Genomic DNA, 16,031 nt, shown 5'->3' on the forward strand with positions numbered 1-16,031 from the left:
ATAGAGCCCCGGGCGGGGGAGAGCCGGCGGGGTGGGCGGGCGGTCAACTTTCCTCCGTCTCCAGCCCGGCGAGGTCTTCCTCCTCGACATGCAGACCCGCCAGGTTGGCGCTGACGTACTCCCGTTCGACCGCGCTGTCAGACTCCCGCGGCTCGGGGAACACCAGGCCCACGCCGATCACGTGGTCAGTGGCCTGGAGCGGGTGGCGGTCGGGGCGCCTGGTCGGTGAGTGTCGGTCGATGGCGTACAACGTCAACAGGCCGTGGTCGGGAAGCTGCACGCGGCGAAGCTTCTTGATGGCATCCTCGGAAAGCTCGCCGCTGCGATCGACGACGAGGTCGACAGCGGCGTCGCGCCGGCTCATCAGGGTCTTGATGTCGGCGACATCGGAGTCAGGGTCGAGCCGGGACCGGGTCACCCGACCGACGGCGATTCCCGGGGCGAACTCGAAACCTTCGGCATCGGAGGTCGGATTGCCGATCAGAGCGATGTTCCACTGCCGCAGGGCGCGCTGGTCGCCGCGCTTGCGGATGTAGGCACGGATCAGGGCCGAGTCGCACTCCTGTGAGCGGTCGTGGAATCGGTAGCCGTCCAGGAAGTCGAGGATGAGCTCATGGGGAACGTCGCGCAGCAGGACACGATCACGTGCCCTGTCGCGGTCGACCCGACAGCCGCGGGTGGCGGCCAGTTGAACCAGGCGCCTCGCATGCCGCTGGTTTTCCTGCAGCCAGGCGACGTCGTGGACCGGGAAGTAGCGTGTCTGCACCCGCTGGCCGCCGTAGGCCGCAGCCGCCTTCACGGCGCTCTTCATCTTGGCGGCCGCGGTGACGAGCAACGCGGGATGGGTGCGAATGCGAACGGCGAAGTCCAGCGGTGTCTTGTCCTCGGTCATGTAGACGTCGATGTCTCGTCGCATCTCGGCCTCGACGGAGGCGAGATGGCGGAACCATTCGCGCAGCTCCCGCGTCATCCAGATACGCGGAAGGTCGGCGTAGCCGTTACGGAAGCCGAACCACCGGCCCATCTGTAGCAGGGTGTCGTACGCCGACACCGAGCGCACGAAGTAGCTCACGCACAGGCCCTCCAGGGTCAGGCCTCGCGACAGCGTGTTGCCGCCGACCGCGATGGCGATGACCGGGCCGTTCTCATAATCGAGGCGATCGTTGCTGGTCGAGTTGTCCATGATGACCCGGCAGCGGTCAATGACCTGTGGAAGGTATGGCAGCAGGGTGTCGAACGGGATCGCTTTCTCGCCGAAATCCTCCGCCGACACCCGACCGCACTCGCTCTCCCAAAGTCTGCGCAGGTCGGCGAGGTCGTCGCCGGCGACCTCGTGCGCGAGCGACCGGAGCAGATCCCGCAGCGGCGCGTCGAAGCTCTGATGCACCGACGTGCTCACGCTGGTGTGGATGAGCATCGTGCTGTGCGGGTTGCCGGTGCCGCGCGCCGTACGGGCCGCGGTGGCCATGCAGAAGTAGGCCACGGCGGTACGCAGGCTGTCCGTCATCTCCGGTGCGAAGTCATCGGCCTCGCCCTTGGCGGGGCGCAGCAGGTCCACGTCGTCATCGGGCACGATGCGAACCATGTCGTGGCCCGCGGGAACATCAGCGGGATCCTCGTGGTCCTGCACCTCCCTGCCGAAGATGACCTCGGGGCCGAAGTACCGGTCGGGACGGGGGAGATTGACCACGAAGTGTTCCGGGTAGAGGTCCCGCGCCGATGGATCGATCAGCAGGTTGGCGAAGGGGGTGGCTGTGTAACCGACATAGCAGGCCTTGGGCAGGCGGTCCAACACCCCGCGGATCAACGGGTTGATCGTCCGGGTGGCCACCGTGGCCTGGTCGGCCTCGTCGTCGATGACGAGAGCCGGGGCGTTGCCGAGGAAACCGCGCGCGGAGTCGAGCCAGCGCGTGAACTTGCGCAGGACGGTGGGGTTCTTCTTGACCACACACAGGACGTACTGGTGATTCGCGTCGTTGAAGAATGCCGCGGCGTTGGCCGGGGGTGAAAAGTCGCGATCCGGGTCGGTGAGCTGGTGCCACAGCAACGGATTGGGCCTGACCAACTGCTCCTGCAAGCGCAGTTGGGTCTGCCGACGCAGGCCGTTGTGGATGCCGGCCAATACGATGAACAGCTTGTAGCCCCGGTCGGCGGCTTTGGCGAGCACCGAGGTGAAGTTCGTGGTCTTGCCCGACTGCACGTATCCGACGACCAGGCCCCGAACGGCGAAGGCCTTCTCCCTGGGGTGGCTCATCAGGGCCAGCACCTTGGTCGAGGCGTCGTCGAGTGACTCCAGCGCCGATTCGTTCCACCCGTCGCGGCGCAGCAGCGTCTGCAACGCGGGCCAGCACCGGTCACCCTTACGCGGGCCCGTGTACCAGGTGAAACGGTTGTTCAGCACCACCGATCGCGGCTCCCGCAGGTCGCGTACCGCAAGAGTGTCCTGCTCGTATCGTTCCAGGATGCGCTCGATGACGGCCGGGTCCAGGGCGAGAGTCTCCAGCATGTCCCGCGCAGCGGCGGGTGTGTTCTGCTGTGCCAGCGTCAGGAACACCTGATACTGCTGGTCGAAGGCGGTCGACACGTCTGGGGCCTTCCGGTGGTTACTGTCGGTGCGCGGTGAGCTTACCGAAGGATGTTGCCCGGAGGAGGCTCGGCCGATCGGACCATGAGTGCGGCACGATCAGATCTTGGGCCAGGCGTTACGCTCGAATTGTGGTGCAGGCGAAGGATGCCGGCTGGGCATCGAGTGAGGCCGTACGTCGATGCATGCAGGCCAACAAGGGTCGTGACACGCGCCCCGAGCTGTTGCTGCGTTCGGCGGTGCACGCGCTCGGGATGCGATACCGGGTGTCCATGCGACCGCTGCCGGGCGTCCGGCGTACTGCTGACCTCGTATTCACTCGCGCGAAGGTGGCCGTGTTCCTCGACGGCTGCTTCTGGCACGGCTGCCCGGAGCACCATACGAAGGCCAAGACCAATGCCACGTTCTGGGCGGAGAAGGTGGAGCGCACGAGGCAGCGAGATCAGGAGACCGATCTGCGGCTCATCGAGTCGGGTTGGCTGCCCCTGCGGGTGTGGGAACATGAGCAAACAGCGCAGGCTGCTCAACGCGTGGTGAACGTGGTGCGTGAGCGGACGGCAGCCCGGTGAGGCACGCGCCGATGTGCTCGGCGAGGGCCTGGGCGAGTTCCACCGGCACCGCGTTGCCGATCTGACGGGCGATCTGGATCTTGTTGCCGCACCACTTGAAATCGTCGGGGAATCCCTGCAGCCGGGCCGCCTCGTAGTGCGTGATGGCACGGTGCTCCACCGGATGCAGGTAGCGTCCCTTCTCCGGCTTGAAGAACTCGGTGCGGATCGTGACGGAGGGCTGCTCCCAGCGCAGTCGGCCCATGACATCCCCGGAGCCTGTCTCGTGCTTTTTCCAGCAGGCAGCCTTGAGGTGGTCGGGCAGGTCGAAACGGTTGCCGCCTGGCGGAATCGCATGAAACCGGGGTATGGAGAGCTCCGGGTCATAACGGCGCGTGATGTGCAGTTCCTCGGCGGTGAACCAGCCAGGTGTGCCGTCGGCGAGCGTGCGGCCGGGTAGTTCCACCCGGTCGGTCGGCACCGTCGGTGGGACGCCGGTGAGGGCGTCCTTGACGGTCCTCCACATGTGCTTCGGGGTGCTTGCCTCGGGGATCGGGATAACCGCCGGCAGGTCGCGGCGGGTGCCGATGACGATCACGCGCTTGCGGAGCTGGGCGGAGCCGAAATCCGTCGCGCGGACCAGAGCGACCTCGATGTGGTAATCCTCCAGCCGGCCGCCTGGGGCGGTCTCGGCGTACAGGTCTTGGAACTCCCTCGACTTCCCGAACCGGTCGACGTTCTCCATGAGGAACGCGCGAGGCTTGATCTTCACGAGTGCATCGACGTAACGCCGCCACAGCTGGTTGCGTTCGTCGTCCTCGTCCTTCTTGCCCAGGTTCGAGAAGCCCTGGCAGGGTGGGCCGCCGACGACGACGTCGGCGTCGGGAAGGACGCCGTTGACCCAGTCTTTGATGTCACCGCAGTAGATGTGGTCGGCGCCGAAGTTCGCGGCGTAGGTCGCCGCGGCCGCCGAATCGAACTCGACGGCCGCGACGGGAGTAAAGAATCCGGACTGTCGGAAACCCTGAGACAATCCGCCACATCCCGCGAAGAGATCGACGACTTGGAGTGGCGGCTTCGGCACGCTGTGAAGGCTAGGGCTTCCCATCGTCCTGTTCCACCATCTCCGTTATGTGTCGCGGCAGTTCGCCCGTGGCCGAGAGCCGACCATGCTACGCGAGATCAACTCGCCCACTGTAGTCGGGCGGAGCATGCTATCTCAACCGACGTTCGTACACACCTTCGAATAGTCGGTCTTCCCGCAGGTCAGGCATTGGCCTCCAGATAGCTGTTGAAGAAACCCGCGTTCGGGTGGTCCGGCCAGCCGATCAACAGACCGCGGTCGAGCAGGGTGTTGTTGTGCTCACAGCTCGTCTCGGGCAGCAGGGAGCACACGTGACATGCGGCGAGATTCAGGCTGTCCGCACCTGCGGCACCCGCCTCCATGCACAGCGGATCGGCCGAGCACCACCCGGCGCGACGGAGCGCGGCGGTCACCGTTCGTGACAGGCGCTCGGGCTCGCCTTGGCGGACGATGCCGCCGAGGCTGCCGGCCGAGTCACTCGTGGCTGTGTAGATCAGGATGCCTGCCATGTCGTCGCCGGTGTAGAGACGCTCCCGCATGGCGGCGGCTGAGTATCCGGCATCGAGGCTCCACTCGTTGATCAAGGCGTGGGCCAGCGTGTGAATCATCACCGATCGGGCGGTGACCGGCGACGGAGTGCTCTGCCGCCCGGCCGTCTCGGCCCGCCGGTCGAGTAGCTGCTGGTGGTTGTCGCGGATCCGACGTGCCCGGTCGCGCACCCGGAAGTCGTTCTCCCAGACCTTCAAGGCCTGCTCGGACAGGCGCAGGAAGACGCCCTCACCGACCACCTCCATAGCGGGCAGCCAGTTGAGCGAGCCATGCGAGAGCGCACCGCGCCGGGAGAGCGGATCCGTCGCGGTGAGCGGCTCGACCCGGCTGAAGGTCTGCAACACCCTGACCTCGCGCAGCCGGGTCACCAACATGACCTGGCTGAACTCCGTTCCCGGGGGATTTCCGGCGGCGGGCCTGCATTCGAAGTCGGGAGTCTCCTCGTCTGCGGGCGCAGGCGCACACAATTGTGCGAACTCCTCCGCTTTGAGCTCGGTTTCGAGATCGACCTCGGCGGCGGGCTGTTCCTGGTCCTCAAGCTGTTCGCGACGGCGTACCGCATCAATGATCGCCTGAGGATCCTCTCCCTCCTTGATCAGTCCTGCCTTGACCGCCTGGCGTGCGATCGTCTTGTCCTCCTCGCCGGCCCACATCGCGAAGTGCGGGTCGATCAGTTTCTGCAGCCGGGTCGACCACGGCGGAATGGCCAGCGACGAGCGCACCGCGCCGAACCAGGCGGCGGAGGAACCGCGCTGCAGCGTGCGCGGAGGTCGCTTGCAGCCGTCCACCTTCGCGCCGGGGCCGAGCCAGGGGCGTGCGCCCGAGCAGGTGATGCGGAGTTTGAGCAGCTCGCTGCGGCGGAACGCACCCTCCATGGAGGCACGAGCGCCGCATCCGCAGACGATCTCGATCGACTTCAGCGAGGCCGTACGCCCGCTGGTCACCATTCGCAGTTCGCGCTTGCACGGACCGGTGGCGGTGCTCCCTCGATGGGCCCAGGCCCAGTAGGGGAAGTCGTCGATGTGCCCGTCATCGCAGGCGATCACGAAACGCGAGGGAATGAGTGTGCCGCCGCAGGCGCAGGTCGACTCGCGGCCGCCGAACCGGCCGTACGGCTGCAGCAGGGAACAGCCCTGACAGGAGTAGAAGTCGGGGAATCTGCGCAGGGCCGCGGCGTGGCGTCGATCGGCGGCCGGGGGCAGGTAAAGGCGGGCGACGCCGAGCGCCCGCTGGATGCGGGGCTCGTGCACCTGCTGCGCCTGGTTGATCTTCCAGTCGTCCAGGCCCGCGACGATGTATGACGCGTCCTCGACGGCGATCATCGAGCCGACCCCATATGTGGTGATCAGCTGGGCACGTCGCACCTTGCCGATGGTGGAGATGCCCGGTGCCTCCACGGAGCTGCCAGCTGCGGTGCGCCGGGGCCGGTTCTGGGTGCTCATCGTCGGCCCTCCCGGGGCATCAGGTCGGTTTCCACGTCTACGTCACGCAGGCTGTTCATGGTTCTGAACGAGTGGGGCAGATCGTCGTCCTCGAAGTTGCGCAGCAGCGCGGCATGGTCGGGCCGCCTTTTCGGATCACCGGACCATTTGGCCTTGTGATACACAAGGTCGGCATTCCAGTCGACCATCTCCTCCCACCGGCTGATGATGTCGGCGAGGTGATCGGCCGTCGCCTCACGCTCATCCGGCGCCACCCGGGAGACGCGGTCGACGATGCGGTCTGCCAGCGCCTCAAGCTCGGGCCTGAAATCGTCCAGCGCGCCGGCGGCGGCGTTGGCGCGGGCGGCCGGCAGCGTCAGCCGGGCCGCACCGATCAGGGCGGCGTGCAGTCCCCGGTCCCGGGCGCGCGCCGAGAACGGCGTGACACTCGTGGACTCCACCTGCCGGTAGAGCGCGGAGTGGTAGGACCGGAAGTTCTCGTAGTGAGAGCGGTCGCGCGAACGGGCCGCGTTGTAGAGAACGATGACCAGGCCCGGATAACGTCGGCCCACCCGACTGGTCGCCTGGATGTACTCCGCCGTGGTCTGCGGCTGCCCGGTGACCGTCATTAGCCCGAGCCGGTTGACGTCCACCCCCACCGAGATCATGTTCGTGGCGAGCACCACGTCGAGTGCCGTCGGGTCCGGATGGCGGACGTCGAGCTGCCGGAGCCGGACGGGGATGTCGCTGGCGTCGGCGCGGCTGGTCAGCTCCGTCGTCTCCACCTCGCGCGGTCGGTCGTCACCGGCCAGCCGCTTGAGACGGCCCACCACGTCGTCGTTGACCTGCAGTTCCGCGGCGGCCAGCAGGCGCAGGCTGTTGAAGTAGCCGATCAACGTCCAGTAGGCGTCACGGACCTCGTCCTTGCCGTCGATGATCGAGGCGTGGTGCAGCAGTGCCGCGTAGGCCCGCACCAGCAGCGTGGCCTGGCTGGTGCCCGGTGCGAAGAGCCCGACGTAACGACGTGACGGCTTGCGCTCGGGCGGCGCTTCGACGGCGAACCAGGAGTCACGGGCGTCGAGTCCGGCGGGCGGGAACTGGTGCACCTCCCGGTCGAACAGGGCCTGGCCCTGTTCGCGGGCGCGCCGGATCGTCGCGGTGGAGGCGATCACCTTGGGGCGGTCCGCGGCGATGTCCAGCGCCGACTCGTATAGGCCGACCAGTGTCCCCAGCGGTCCGGAGATGAGGTGCAGCTCGTCCTGGATGATCAGCTCCGGCGGCGGGGCTCCCTCCGGTGCGCCGCTCCGGTTGAACAGCGCCGCCGGCTCGTCCTTCCAGGTGATCTGCGCGAACTTGTCGACGGTTGCGATGATCAACGTGGGACGGTGCTGGTAGATCGCATCGTCGACGAGGTGGACCGGCAGGCCGTCCGCGAAGTCGCAGTCCGGGTTGCCGCAACCGACGTCGAGCCGCTGGTCGGCGCGGTTGACGCGGTAGTTGAGATGGTCCATGTCGATGCCGCACCAGGGGCAGCGACGCAGCTGCACCGGGTTCTTCTCGCGCAACTTCTTTCCGTCCCGAAGCTCCTTCAAGCCAGCCTCGGCATCGCGGAGGTTGTTGGGCGTCGCACTCGCCCCGACCCACATCCCGATCGAGATCTCACCGCCCTTGAGGGTCGGGTCGCCGCGCCGGATGTCGTCCATGGCGCAGATCAGCGTCGCGGCGCGTTCGAACTGCTGCAACGTCAGCAAGCGGAGGGTGTATCGCATCAGCACCGTCACACCGCCACCCGCCTCCTCATGGCGGATCCGGCGCAGGAACACGGTAAGAGCGATCAGGCCGAGGTACGCCTCGGTCTTGCCGCCACCGGTGGGGAACCAGAGCAGGTCGGCCACCCCGCGGTCGTCGTGCTCGGGGTCGGCGATGCCGGCGAGGCAGATGAGGATGAACCCGATCTGGAACGGATACCACCGCCCGGCGGACAGGTCGAGGGTCGTGCTGTTCCCGTTCATCAGCATGGTGCGGGCCCGCTGCACCGCCATCGCCTTGTTGGCCAGCCGGAAGGCACGCATGACGTCCGGGTCGCGGGCGAGCAGGTCGACGCCGGCGTTCATTCGGCCGTAGGCGATACGGCACTGCTTGAGCTGGTCGAGCGCGGCGGCGCCGTAGCGGGAGGAGCCCATCGCCTTGGCCTCGGCCTCGCGCTTGCGCAGCCAGTCGCCGTAGCCTTCGACAAGCCACACCAGGGAGCGCAACACCTGCTCGGGCGTGCCCTCCGCGAAGTCGTTCATGCCGAGGCCCGCGTCGTCGATCTCGGGGTTCGACTCCGACAGCAGCACATCGAAGCTCGGGGTGAAGGACGAGCGGACCTCCGCGACCGCCCGTCGACCCCGGGTGCCGTGGGCCGTCTCGTTCCCGGCGCCGGTCCAGTCCGCCGCGCAGCCGTGGCCGATGGCGAAGGTGGGGGCGTGGCGGTACAGCATGGCGGAGGTCAGCGCCTCGTCGTCGCTGAGGGAGGCGGCGGGCTGCTCCACGATCGCCGCGACGCCGTCAGCGGTGCCCACGGTCAGCGCGCACTGGAAGAAGCACCAGGGGTCGCGAAGCGGCCCCTCGCTCTGGTGGTTGTTGACCAGGCTGACGGTGACGGTCGACGTGTGCTGCGCGTCGTCCACGGCCCGCACGAGCACCCGCAGTTCAAGTCCGGGCACGACCTGCACGGCGCTCGAACCGGGGCGGGACACGTCGATCAGCACGGACGTCGGGCCGACCTCCGATCGGCGCCACCTGATGGAGGAGTCGTCGGTCGAGCGCGCCGCCTCCATCTCCGCCGCGACACGCCTGCCGTCCTTGTCGATCGGCTCGTATGACCCGGCGCCGACCGACACGGTGAGTTCCGTGCACGCTCGTACATCGACGGCGAAGGTCAACCCCATGGAGGAGGGGCTCTGCTGATTGGCCATGGACACCCCGGTGTCCGGTTGCTCGTCCTTCTCCATGCGTGCTCCGGCCAGGTCGAGGTCGGCCTCGGCGGCGTCGTCAACGGTGTCCTCGGAGCGACGTTGCGGGAACAGCACACCGGTCAGATAGGTGCTGACCGGCGGATCCACGAGGACCTCGTCAGGACCGTCGACAGGGCCGAGCAGGTCGAGGACCAGACGGTCGGTCAGTTCATCCCGGAACCCGAGATGTTCGTCGAACTTACTCATCGTCGTGCTCCGTATCGTTGCGGTGGTATCGGAACGAGCTGAGCCCGGTCAACCTCGGCGCCAGCCAGACGCCGTGTTCGCCCAGGCCGACGCGTCGCCCCTGCGCCGCCCCGCCGGCCACGGCCTCGACATCGTCGATCCAGCAGTTGGTCATGGCACTCGGCCAGCTCGCGTGCTCGGGCAGGCGGGCCGCAGAACGGTACATGTACCGGGCGAGATCCATACGGAAGCCGCGTGAGACGACGCCGATGGGTCTGCCGCCGTGGGTTACGGCGTACGCGGGCACTGCCAGGTCGTCGTCGGGCATCTGCTCGAGCACGGTCAGCATCACCGGATCTCCCGGCCTCACCTCTCGAGCGAGGTAATCCTGAAGTTCCAGCGGGTCGGCGGTGAACCCCTCGGTCCCCGCGGGACGGTCGGCGCTGACGTCGCCGCCCGACAGCGCCAGTCCGAGCCGGCGACCCGCGAACTGGAACTGGTATCGGCCCCACCGTCCGGAGTGGCGGCAGGTCTTGGCATAGACCTTCGACCGGGGCAGCGGATCCAGCCGGAAGAAGTCGTCACGGCACCGGGTCATGGCCATGTACAGCAGGCGCGCATGCTCCATCTCGTCGGAGTCCTCAGGCACGGTGTCCTCGAGCAGGAACACCCGGTCGTACTCGAGACCCTTGGCCCGGTGCATCGACGACACCGTGAGCGCGGCGGTGTCGGTGGCGCAGACGGCGCGCGGCAGCCTGCCGCCTGCCACGATCGTGCGAAGCCTGCCGAGATCGAGCCGGCTGCTCCCGGTCCGGGCGACCGTCAGCAGGGCTGGCCACACCACGTCGAGCGGCTCGCCGGTCAGCCCGGTGTGCTCGGCGAAGTCGTCCCGATCGACGCTGAGCCCGCGGTGGTCGCGAAAAAGGGGAACGAGCCAACGCGGGTTGACCTCGTCATGGGCGCGACGCTGCAGCCGATGGTCCGCCCCGGCGCGGTGCAGCTCGGCCGACACGTCGAGCGCCTGTCCGTTGGTCCGACACAGAATCGCCGTGGTGCCGTCGAAATGGGGGAACCCGTCGACGATGTCGGTAAGCCGTCCCGCGCCCGGGGAGCCTGCGAACTCGTCACGGATCTGCTTCGCCAACGCGGATCCCGAGCCGCCGATGGTGCGCAGCGCCTCACCGCAGCGGAGGATGCCGTCGGGTCGGGGCGTCCGTGCCCGAAAGTCGCGGGTGAGGGCCAGTTCGACCAGGTCATCAGAGTAGGTCTGCCGGGCCCAGGTGAACATGTCCCCGTCGTCGTCGGGGCGGCCTCCATCACGTACCTGAAATCCGTAGATGGCCTGCGCCGGGTCCCCGACAATGGTGAACCCGCAGTCCAGCCAGGTAAGCAGCGACTTGACAAGTTCACGTCGGTCGCCCTCCAGGTCCTGCACCTCATCGAGCAGGACATGCTGCACTCGCGCGGTGTACTCGTCGGCCTGGCCCGAGACGACGACCTCGATCGCGGCTGCGATGCGTTCGTCGAACGAGCGGTGGTGCCAGTCCTCCGCCGCGCGGGTGTGCACGAGCAGGTCGAGTGCCCAGGCGTCAAAGGTCCGGGCGACGACGAAGCGGCTGCTGCCGGTGGAGGCCCTGGCTCGGGCGGCGAGTTCGCCGACCGCCGCCCGGGAGAAGGACAACACCAGGATCTCGTCGGCCACCAGATCGTGCTCCAACAGGTGCTCGATCCGCCGGACGAGGGTATGCGTCTTGCCGGTGCCGGCCGCCGCGATGATCAGCAACCGGGTGTCGGCGGGCTGTCGGACAGCCTCCTGCTGCTCGGCCGTCAAGGCCGAGGCCACTGTGCCTACGGTGTTCATTCGCCACCCCACATCTTCTCGAAGGCGGTGAACGCGAGCTGCTGTCCGTAGTTGACGATGTTGTCGCGCACGTTGAGGATCAGGCAGCGTTCCTTGCCGCCGTTGGCCTGGCCGCGCAGACCACGGCCGATCATCTGCTGGTAGACGTTCGGGCTGTACGTGGGGCGGGCTACCACGACCGCTCGCGTGGCGGGCGCGTCGAAGCCCTGGTGGAGGACGCCGTAGTTGGTCAACACCCGGATACGTCGCGTGGCGAACTGTTCGATGATCTGACGACGCCGGGCCGTCGGGGTCTGCGCGTCGACCGCCGCGGAGGTCACGCCCCTGTCGTTCAGCATGACCGACAGGAACCGTGCGTGATTGACGGAGGTGGCGAACACCAGCACGGGCCAGTCCGGATCGAGCTCACACAGCGCTTCCAGGAGAACGCCGTTGCGCACGTGATCGTCGGCCAGGCGCTGCTCGGCGCCCGGCGGCAGGGTTCCGCCGTGCAGCTGAGACATGTGCGACATCTCCTCGTCGGTCAGTCGCAGCGTGCCTCCCTCGAGGACGCGGTGGTCGACATGAGCGAGCACGCGCATTCGCTGCAGCGCCGGGTAGGGTTCGCCCTCGAAGAGGTTGTCGTCGAGCCTGGTGGCTCCGTAGCGGTTCACCAATCTGCGGGTCTCGTCCTCGCTGCGGCCCCTGAAGGGTGTGGCGGTCAGACCGATCAGCGGCCGGGCGGTGCGCATCGGCTGCTGCGTGAGGCCGAACCTCTCGAAGACCCGGGTGTAGCTCGGCGACGTCGAGCCGTGCGCCTCGTCAACGATGACCAGGGCCGGTGTGTGTAGCCAGGCGTACGCGGGATCGTCGAGGTTGGCCGTCAGTTTGTCGATGGTGGCGACGACCAGGTGAGGGTTCTCGGTCACCGGGGTGGCCTCACGGGTGCTCCAGAATCGGCTGATGGTCAGCCGAGTGCGGGCGGCTCCGGCCTTCTCCCAGACATAACGCCAGCTCTGCACCGCCTGCTCACACAACTCGTCAGACTGGGCGATCCACAGCACGGGGCCGGGCAGACCTCGCTGGCCGTGCTCCTTGATGTAGCGGATGACGGCCTCGGCGGCGACCCGGGTCTTGCCGGCGCCGGTCGGCAGGCTGAGCATGGCCCGCGACGGCGGCTGCTGCATGAGCATCCGGTGCATGCGCGCGGCGAGCGTCTCCTGATAGTCGTGGAGGGGGAAGTGCGGGGTCGGTCCCGGGACCTGCTCGGTCGCGCTGACCGGGTCCTCCCCGACGCCCGCGTAGTTGTCCGGGAGGCCCAGGTCGGCCACCGCTCTGCGGGACTTGGTGTCGCCGGTGAAGCGGACGTTCAGGGCCTCGTGGCGCTTCTCGAGGTCCTTGCGGTGGTGTCGGAGGATACCGTCACCGTGGGCGTGCAGCGCCAACTCGGTCACGCGCCGATCATCGGGCTCCTGCCCGCTGTTGGTTCGCTCCCAGGCCAGGACGCCCTCGGGCAGGCCGGACTGCAGTTGGTCGCGTCCGATCAGCAGGAGCAGCTTGCTGATGTTGTCCCGGGCGGCGCGCACCGCCTTGAGGACATCGTTGTTTCGCGCCTCATCCGCGCGCTGGAGAACGGTGTTGATCTCCATGGACGACAGGTGCAGGCCGAGTTCCCGGGAGATCACGCCGAGCAACGCGGCCTTGTCCGTGGTCTGGCGGACGTAGACGACGTTGTCCCGGGAGGCGATGTCCAGCTGGTGGGTGCGCATACCCAGTGGGGTCCGCGTGACCTCGTCGAGTTCGCTGCACTGAACGAACGTCCAGCCGTCGGCCTTGCGCCCACGCAGCAGACGGATGTGCGCGAACTCGGCCACGACCGCAACCGGCTCGGTCTCCTCGACCTTGCGCAGTTCACGGCTGACCATCTCGGCGTACCGACGCATGCCCCAGGTCTGGATCATCGCATCGACGTCGGCGGTGGTCGGGGCGAGCAGCGCTGGCACGTTCTCCCGGACGAGCGTCTGATACTCGTGCGGGTTCGCGGTGACGCAGATCTGGTCGTCAGGGCGGGTGCCCCACTTCGCGCCGATGCGGCACCGGGTGTCACCACCGGGCCACTCCGCCCCGGCTCGCAGAACCAGGGCGTAGGCCCGGCCGGGCACGGCGTCCTCCTCCGTGGTGGCGACCCTGGTAACCAGCTGCTCCCAGAGCACGCCCGGGATGTCGGTGATCGTCGCCGGAAGATCCAGCAGGTCGGCGACGGCACGATCGATCTGCGCCACGGGCAGGATGTCGCGATACTCGACGAGCGACGGCCCGACGGCTGACCTGACGGCGACGGTTCCCTCGTTCGTCTGCACACGCCCGTGCTTCTTGGCCATCCACACCAGGGGCGAGTCCACCTGCGCGTGTTGTGTCTGGCGGTTGGCGCGAGCCGTCCAGTCCCGTACCAACCCACCGGGCGGCAGGTGCTTGAGGAAGAGGCAGCGTCCCTCCTCGCTCAGCGCGGGCAGCAGCCCGAGCGGTCCGGCCGGGTTGGCACCCTCCACCACGGTGTTGGACGCCTTGGGATACGGCACCCCGGCGGGCAGCGCGGCGCACATCGCCTCCAGGGCGGCCGCCTGATACTGGTCAAACCACTCGTCCTGGCGTGGATCGAGGTCGGCCACCGGAACGTCCGACATGCCCAGCGCGGTCAACAGCGCGCGGTCGGCTGCATGGGTGCCGAGGTCGACGGTGACGCCCCTGTCTCGGCTGCCGTCGGTCGGGACGACGCGTCCCGGCAGCAGGCATTCGACCGGCCTGCGGTGGCGGCCGTCCAGCGTGCGGACCCTGATCTCACGACGCCAGCCCGGAATACGGGTGCGTATCGCGTCAGCCGCCTCCTGCGCCGGGACCCTGCGGCACAGCTTCCAGAAGTCGTTCCACTCCTGCTCGAAGTAGCGTGCGAACCCCTTGTCCAGGACTGCGGCCAGGCGGCCGGCGGCATTGGCCTCTCGTACCCCGAGTTCGTTGAGCGCGGCGGAGACGGCGTCCAACTCGGTCACCCGCGGGTCGACGTACACCAGGTCGTCATCGAGGCCGTCCTGGTCGCTGCGGCGGAAGACGCCACCGGCCTTCGCCGGGACCATGCCGCACGACTCGGTGAGGATGATCCGCGCCCGCAGGGCGTCCGCGGCCTGGCTGTGCCCGCAGCGAACCATCGCCGCCACGATGAGGATCGCCCGCGCCGAACCTTCGGGGCGGCCGTCGGCCACGAGTGCCTCCAGCCACTCGCGCACCGAGGCCTCCGGACGTCCGGCCTTGTCGAAGATCAGATTGGCCTTGGCGCGGCGTTCGCGGTTCTCAATGGACTTGTGAGTCCAGTCCATCGGACGGCCGTCATAGCCGGACCACATCGCCAGCCAGTCGTCGATCATGCCGTCCGGGGTCAGGTTCAGCTGATCCGGTCGGCGCAGCTCCCCGTTCTGGTCGGGGATCGACGGACGTGACGCCGCAGCCTTCCAGACCGCGTTGGTCAGCCGCTCGTCAGCCCACTGCGGTGCCTCGCGGCCTCGTCCAGGCAGCAGCATCAGGTAGGAACCAGGGTCCGCCGGCTGGACGAGGTATGGCAGGGACTCGACGACAAGTTCGGCCGCCCGCTCGATCAGCTCGTCGTTGAACGCGTTGTGATCGAACAGGTTCTGTCGATCCTCGCCTGTCTTCCAGGGGGCGTTGAGCAGGCCGCGCAGCGTGGTCGCGTAGTTGGTGGGGAAGTAGGCCCAGAAGGTGCCGCGGCCGCCGCCGCTGCCCTGCGGCACGGCCCACGCCAGATCGATCTCCGGGCGGTCGTGCAGCTCGCCTGCGCTGCGCAGCGCGGTCACCGAAGGCCGATGCGAACACCGGAAGACGTTCCACACCGAGGTGGTCTGCCTGCCGTCCTCACCCGGCCCCTGCAGCGTGTGCAAGGTGTCGCTGGCCTTAACCGACATCACACGGTGCAGCGTCCGGCCCGGGCGACGATCCTCCAGGTGCAGGTGTGCCACATGCGGGGAAAACAGCTGGAACTCCGACGGGAAGCTGCGCAGGTCGGCTCCGAGTCGCTCGGCGCTGCCGGGAGTGAGCGGCAGCCTCACCACCGTGACCGCCCGTGCCAGCAACTCGTCGAGGATCCGGTCCTCAGTCCGGGCCTGCTGCGTCTCGATAGGGCGGGCCAGGCGCAACACCGGGGTCTCGACCACGTCAGGGGCCACCGAGCGAATGCGTGAGGCAGCCCAGTCCCGGTCGAACCCGAAGGACCCGGTCGAGCTGTAGAACTCGGGGGCGTCGCTGACGCTGAGCACCGACTTGACGCCCACCCCGAACCGCCCGATCTGCCCGCCCCGTTTGCGGGAGACGCTCATCCGCAGGATCGTGTCGGCGCCGTCGGGCGTCATGGGATTGCCCGTGTTCGCGCAGTAAAGGTAGTGCTCGGTCAGAATCACCCGGATCTCGCCCTCGCCGAGCGTGCGCATTTCGTCCGCACCGTTCTGCACGAGCTCGTAGATCTGACGCTCACCGTAGCCGCCCTGGTTGATGCGGCGCTCACCATTGGCGTGTTCCTGAATAAGTCCTTTGTCGATGCGGTAGGTCTCCAGGACGCGGCTCGACTGCTCCTCGACGACCTGGCGAACCGTCTTGCCTGACATATCAGCCGTGGAGGTCATCTCATTCCTGCCTGCTCTGTGCCGGACGGTGCGACGGGCACGGTCGACCGACCCGTGAGGTCGGACAATCCGCAATAGGATTCTCTGTTGGCGCGGGCGGTGCGTATCTCCACATTTCGGCCAACCGTTTTCCGC

The 16,031-nt window shown here is 67.9% G+C and carries 7 protein-coding genes; 1 reads left to right on the plus strand and 6 read right to left on the minus strand.

What is annotated here, in order from left to right; genetic code table 11:
* Window positions 1-43 precede the first annotated feature (43 nt).
* Window positions 44-2,584 carry a Z1 domain-containing protein gene (locus CS0771_RS16205; RefSeq protein ID WP_212841762.1) on the minus strand — a complete coding sequence of 847 codons (2,541 nt, stop codon included), beginning with the start codon at window positions 2,582-2,584 and terminating at the stop codon, window positions 44-46.
* 131 nt (window positions 2,585-2,715) lie between these two features.
* On the opposite strand from CS0771_RS16205, the gene CS0771_RS16210 reads away from it, so the two are divergent.
* A complete protein-coding gene (locus tag CS0771_RS16210) occupies window positions 2,716-3,153 on the plus strand; it encodes a very short patch repair endonuclease (protein WP_244870828.1) in 438 nt (145 codons plus the stop codon).
* Here CS0771_RS16210 and CS0771_RS16215 read toward each other — a convergent pair.
* The 5 genes from CS0771_RS16215 to CS0771_RS16235 all read right to left on the minus strand — a co-directional run bounded on the left by CS0771_RS16215 (window position 3,047) and on the right by CS0771_RS16235 (window position 15,896).
* Window positions 3,047-4,216 (minus strand): DNA cytosine methyltransferase, encoded by a 1,170-nt coding sequence (locus CS0771_RS16215; protein ID WP_244870829.1) that lies wholly within the window; start codon window positions 4,214-4,216, stop codon window positions 3,047-3,049. The genes CS0771_RS16210 and CS0771_RS16215 overlap by 107 nt on opposite strands.
* A 182-nt stretch (window positions 4,217-4,398) precedes the next feature.
* Window positions 4,399-6,207 carry a DUF1998 domain-containing protein gene (drmB, locus tag CS0771_RS16220; protein ID WP_212841764.1) on the minus strand — a complete coding sequence of 603 codons (1,809 nt, stop codon included), beginning with the start codon at window positions 6,205-6,207 and terminating at the stop codon, window positions 4,399-4,401.
* Window positions 6,204-9,392: a helicase-related protein gene (locus CS0771_RS16225; RefSeq protein ID WP_212841765.1), complete on the minus strand. Its 3,189-nt coding sequence runs from the start codon at window positions 9,390-9,392 to the stop codon at window positions 6,204-6,206. Before CS0771_RS16225 ends, drmB begins: the two co-directional genes overlap by 4 nt.
* On the minus strand, window positions 9,385-11,232 hold the full coding sequence (locus CS0771_RS16230; RefSeq protein ID WP_212841766.1) for a UvrD-helicase domain-containing protein: 1,848 nt from the start codon (window positions 11,230-11,232) through the stop codon (window positions 9,385-9,387). Before CS0771_RS16230 ends, CS0771_RS16225 begins: the two co-directional genes overlap by 8 nt.
* Window positions 11,229-15,896, minus strand: coding sequence for a DEAD/DEAH box helicase (locus CS0771_RS16235; protein WP_212841767.1), 4,668 nt, complete (start codon window positions 15,894-15,896; stop codon window positions 11,229-11,231). The genes CS0771_RS16230 and CS0771_RS16235 overlap by 4 nt, the downstream gene beginning before the upstream one ends.
* Window positions 15,897-16,031: the final 135 nt, after the last annotated feature.

It is taken from the genome of Catellatospora sp. IY07-71, from assembly GCF_018326265.1.
Lineage (GTDB): Bacteria > Actinomycetota > Actinomycetes > Mycobacteriales > Micromonosporaceae > Catellatospora.

Coding starts and splice junctions, on each gene's coding strand:
- drmB (WP_212841764.1), bottom strand. CDS start 6,207: ATGAGCACCCAGAACCGGCCCCGGCGCACCGCAGCTGGCAGCTCCGTG.
- CS0771_RS16225 (WP_212841765.1), bottom strand. CDS start 9,392: ATGAGTAAGTTCGACGAACATCTCGGGTTCCGGGATGAACTGACCGAC.
- CS0771_RS16230 (WP_212841766.1), bottom strand. CDS start 11,232: ATGAACACCGTAGGCACAGTGGCCTCGGCCTTGACGGCCGAGCAGCAG.
- CS0771_RS16235 (WP_212841767.1), bottom strand. CDS start 15,896: ATGACCTCCACGGCTGATATGTCAGGCAAGACGGTTCGCCAGGTCGTC.